We start from the raw sequence: 4,506 nt of genomic DNA on the forward strand, positions 1-4,506 counted from the left end.
ATCGCGACGCGCGCGGCGGCGAGCGGCATGACGCGCCGCAACGACAGGCTTCGGCGCACGACGACGCGCAACGCCGTCGTCGCACGAGCGACGGGTGCGATGCCGGCGTGCAGATGCCGCGCACACATGCGGCCGGCGCGGCGCAGGGCCGAACCGGTCGTCGCGAAGCGGATGTCGTCGCGGTGTTTCATCTGTCTAGCGAACCTCGATGCCGGCCGTCACGCGGCCTGCCAGTACGAATCGAGACGCGCGATCAGCGCATCGCGCTCTGCCGCGTCGACGAACGATGCCTCGAAGCCGTTGCGGATCACGGCGTGCACTTCGGCGTCCGTCAGCTGCAGCCCGTCGACCGTCGCGAAGTAGTTGTCGTTGACGTAGCCGCCGAAGTAGGCCGGATCGTCGGAATTGATCGTCACCGCGACGCCGCGATCGAGCAGCGCCTTCAGCGTGTGCTTCGCCATGTCGTCGAACACGCACAGCTTCAGGTTCGACAGCGGGCACACGGTCAGCGCCATGCGCGTGCGCGCGAGGCGTTCGACGAGCGCCGCGTCCTCGATGCTGCGCACGCCGTGGTCGATCCGGTCGACCTTCAGCACGTCGAGCGCTTCGTGGATGTAGGCGGGCGGGCCTTCCTCGCCCGCATGCGCGACGAGCTTCAGCCCGAGCGCACGCGCCTTCTCGAACACGCGCGCGAACTTCGCCGGCGGATGACCGAGCTCGGACGAGTCGAGGCCGACGCCGATCAGCCGGTGGCGATAGCGTTCGAACAGCGGCCGCGCGGATTCGAACGTCGCGAGCGCGTCGTCTTCGGACAGGTGGCGCAGGAAACACAGGATCAGCTTGCTCGACAGCCCGCGTTGCTCGGCATCCGCGAGCGCGCGGTCGATGCCGGCCACCACCGTTTCGATCGGCACGCCGCGTTCGGTGTGCGTCTGCGGGTCGAAGAACAGTTCGGTGTGAACGACGTTGTCGGCGAGCGCGCGTTCGCAGTACGCGGCCGTCATGTCGTAGAAATCCTGCTCGGTCAGCAGCACGCTCGCGCCTGCGTAATAGATGTCGAGGAACGACTGCAGGTCGGTGAACGCGTAAGCGGCGCGCAGCGCGTCGATCGACTCGTACGCGAGCTTCACGCCGTTGCGTTGCGCGAGCGCGAAAATCAGTTCCGGCTCGAGCGAGCCTTCGATATGGATGTGCAGTTCCGCTTTCGGTGCACGGGCAATCTTGTCCTTGAATGTCGGGGTCATGGCGTTGTTCTTGGTCGGTCAGAATGTAGGGGAAGCCTGCGCGGGTGCGTTCGCCTCGACGGCCTGCAGCAACTGCGCGGCCACCGAGATCGCGATGACTTCGGGCGCCTTGTCGATGATGCCTTCGACGCCGATCGGGCAGCGCATCCGCGCGACCTGGGCCGGGTCGATGCCGATCGCTGCCAGCCGATGATCGAACTGCACGCGCTTGGTGTGCGAGCCGGTCATCCCGAAGTAGGCGTAGTCGCCGCGCCGCAGGATGCGCTCGGCCAGCACGAAATCGAGTGCGTGGTCGTGCGTCACCACGACGAAGTACGCCTGCGGCGGCGCCGTGTCGACGGCGTCGGCCGGGCTGGCAACCGCGTCGATCGCGAGATTGCCGATCCCGGCGAGCGCCTCGGCCGGCGGGAACACCGCATCGGGCCCGTCGATCCAGCGCACGTGGCACGGCAGCGTCGCGAGCACCTTCACGAGCGCGGTGCCGATGTGTCCGGCGCCGAACAGCATGACGGGGAACGCATACGGCGCGATCGTTTCGGTCATCAGCGACACGCCGCCGGTTTCCCACAGCAGGCAATCGGCACGCGCGGCGGGCGATTCGGGCTCGCTCAGCAGCGGCGCGCCCGGCGAGGGGCCGAATGATACGCTACGCACGGTCGCGGCGCCGGCCGCGACGCGCTTCGCGAGCGACATGATCCAGCCGAGGTCGCCGACATCGAGCCGCTCGAACGCGAGCACGACCGCGCCGCCGCAGCACTGGCCGAGGCTCGGGCCGAGCGCGAGCCGTTCGAGCCTGCGCGCGTGGGGCACGTGCGCGCCGTCCTTCAGCAGATGCCGCGCGATTTCGATCGCCTTCCATTCCAGATGACCGCCGCCGATCGTATGGCGGGCCGTGTCGCGCGTGACGAGCATCTTGGTGCCGGCCTCGCGCGGCGCGGAGCCGTCGGTATGCGCGACCGTCACGAGCACGGCCGCTTCGCCGTGCGCGAGCAATTGCTGCAGATCGCCAATCCACGCTTCCATCAGCACGCTCCGTTCACGACGACGCGGCACGACGCGCGGCGCGAGCTGGCAGGCGTGGCGGTAACGATGACTGACGGGAGCGAGGCAGGCCGGCCGCACGGTCGATGCGGTGCGGCGGCGGTGCGCCGCAGGCGCGCGCGAACGGCTCCGCGGGACGGGCGGACGCCATGAGGGTGACGAATGCGGATGGTGTGCGTTGTCATGAGAAATCCAGTCGACATTGCGGATCGGGCGCGCGTTACGCAGGAGGTGAGACCGCCTGGCCTCGCGCACGTAGATCGCCATCCAGTCGCGAAGATAGCACCGCAAGGCGGCGGGAACATCACCGGGCGGTGATCCGGGCTATCAGGCAGCGATCATGTCGATCATAGGCCCGCCGCGCGGGATTGGGGCGCCGTTGCGCGCGCGTCGGGCCGAAACGCTTGCGTGGCGGGGCATGCGCGCGGATGTCGTGCGATGTGCGTTCGCCCGGAAATCCGGGCTGCGGCGGGGTTAGGTGTTTACGCGCGGCCGGCAGCGTGCGGCCGCGCGGGACGTCGCCAGGTGGACCCGGTCGAACGAGGGGCGGCTACGCGGCCCCGACCGGTCAGCCTGCCAGCTTGCGGCGATGGCGCCAGAGGCTCGACGCGACGGCGACCAGGATCACGGCGAAGCCGATCAGCGCCCAGCCGGGCAGCAGGATGCCGAGAATCGGCGGGTAGACCGTCTCGCACAGGCCGGCGACCTTGAACATGCCGGGGAACCACTGGGCGGGCGGCAGGCTGTCGACGATCGGCTGCAGCGTGTCGAAGCCGCAGCTGAAGCCCGGATTCATCTGGATCGACAGGTGTCGCGCGGCGGTGCCGACGCCGCCGGCCGCGGCGATCGCGATCAGCAGCTCGAGCACCCAGATGCCGCGCCAGTTGCGTATCCCGGCCGCCAGGAACGCGAAGATGCCGATCGCCGCGAAGAAGTAGCGCTGGATGATGCACAGCGGGCACGGATCTTCGTTCTTCACATATTGCAGGTACAGCGCGCCGGCCAGCAAGGCGATGCACACCCAGCCGAGCAGCATCAGCAGGCGGCGTTCACGGCGGAGTGCGAGCGTGGAGTCGTTCATGTCGGCGGGATTCCTGTCGTTGGTCGGTCCGATAAACAATCGCGCGATTTTAGCGCGAACGATCTGGCACGAAACTGACAGCGCGCGTGCGGCACCCTGCCGCACCCGCTTCATCCGGTGCATCGTCCACCGTCATTGCGCTTGCGCAGTCATCGGATCGTGTTCAGCACGGCTTCGACCGCCTGGCCGATCGCGAGCAGCGCGTCGTCGCGATGCGGCGCGGCCGCGAGCATCAGGCCGACCGGCGCCGCGTCGCGCGGATGGCACGGCAGCGACAGCGCGCATGCATCGAGGAAGTTGAAGGCGCTCGGGTTGCGCAGGATCAGCGCATTGGTGCGCGTGAACGCGGCGTCGTCCGCTTCGAGTTCGGCGATGCGCGGTGGCACGACGGGCACCGTCGGGGCGACGAGTGCGTCGAAGCGCGACCAGACCGTGTGTGCCGCTTCGTCCAGCATCGCCTGACGGGCGGCGAGCAGGTCGAGATAGTCGGCCGCGCTCGCCGGCTCGCCCTTCAGGATGCGCGACAGCACGCGCGGGTCGTATCGGTCGCGATGCTGCGCGAGCAGCGGGCGATGCCACGCGTACGCCTCGATCGGCGAGAAACCGAAGCGGTTGATGTCCGGCAGCCGGTCGAGCGCGGAAAAGCGTACTTCCGTGACGATCGCGCCGGCGGCCTCGAGATGCTTCAGCGATGCGTCGAGCGCGGCTGCGACGTCGGCGTCGACGCCGTCCGTGACATAGTTGGTCAGCACGCCGAGCCGCACGCCTTCGAGCGGCCGCGCGGCCGGCACGTGCGGCTCGAGACCGGCGAGCATCCGGTCGACGAGCGCGCAGCAGGCAACCGTCAGGCCGATCGGGCCGAACGAGTCGAGCGTCGTCGACAGCGGCACGCCGCCTTGCGTCGGAATCCGGCTCGCGGTTGGCTTGAAGCCCGTGAGCCCGCACAGCGCGGCCGGAATCCGGATCGAGCCGCCGGTGTCGGTGCCGAGCGCGACGGCCGCCATCCCGTCGGCGACGGACGCGGCCGCGCCGGACGACGAGCCGCCGGCAATGCGCGCATCGCCCGGTACGTCGCGGCGGTAGGGCGAGCGCGGCGTGCCGAAGTGCGGATTCAGGCCGAGCCCGGAGAACGCGAACTCG

4 protein-coding genes and 1 pseudogene are annotated in these 4,506 nt (G+C 69.3%); all 5 read right to left on the reverse strand.

All coding sequences use genetic code 11. The features are described from left to right. A pseudogene (locus tag F3J14_RS33750) lies at positions 1 to 191 on the reverse strand (hypothetical protein); the annotation flags it as partial. Between the two features lie 27 nt (positions 192 to 218). Then, the gene (locus F3J14_RS33755; RefSeq protein WP_166726598.1) at positions 219 to 1,244 is read right to left on the reverse strand and encodes an adenosine deaminase; all 1,026 of its coding nucleotides are present in this window, start codon (positions 1,242 to 1,244) and stop codon (positions 219 to 221) included. Between the two features lie 18 nt (positions 1,245 to 1,262). Continuing rightward, a complete protein-coding gene (gene xdhC, locus F3J14_RS33760) occupies positions 1,263 to 2,267 on the reverse strand; it encodes a xanthine dehydrogenase accessory protein XdhC (protein WP_166726599.1) in 1,005 nt (334 codons plus the stop codon). Positions 2,268 to 2,853: 586 nt separating this feature from the next. Then, positions 2,854 to 3,366 (reverse strand): disulfide bond formation protein B, encoded by a 513-nt coding sequence (locus F3J14_RS33765; protein WP_166726600.1) that lies wholly within the window; start codon positions 3,364 to 3,366, stop codon positions 2,854 to 2,856. Between the two features lie 149 nt (positions 3,367 to 3,515). Then, positions 3,516 to 4,506 (reverse strand): amidase (locus F3J14_RS33770; RefSeq protein WP_166726601.1); only part of this gene is annotated, 991 nt, incomplete at its 5' end.

The organism is Burkholderia sp. Tr-862 (genome assembly GCF_011753085.1).
Taxonomy (GTDB): domain Bacteria; phylum Pseudomonadota; class Gammaproteobacteria; order Burkholderiales; family Burkholderiaceae; genus Burkholderia; species Burkholderia ambifaria.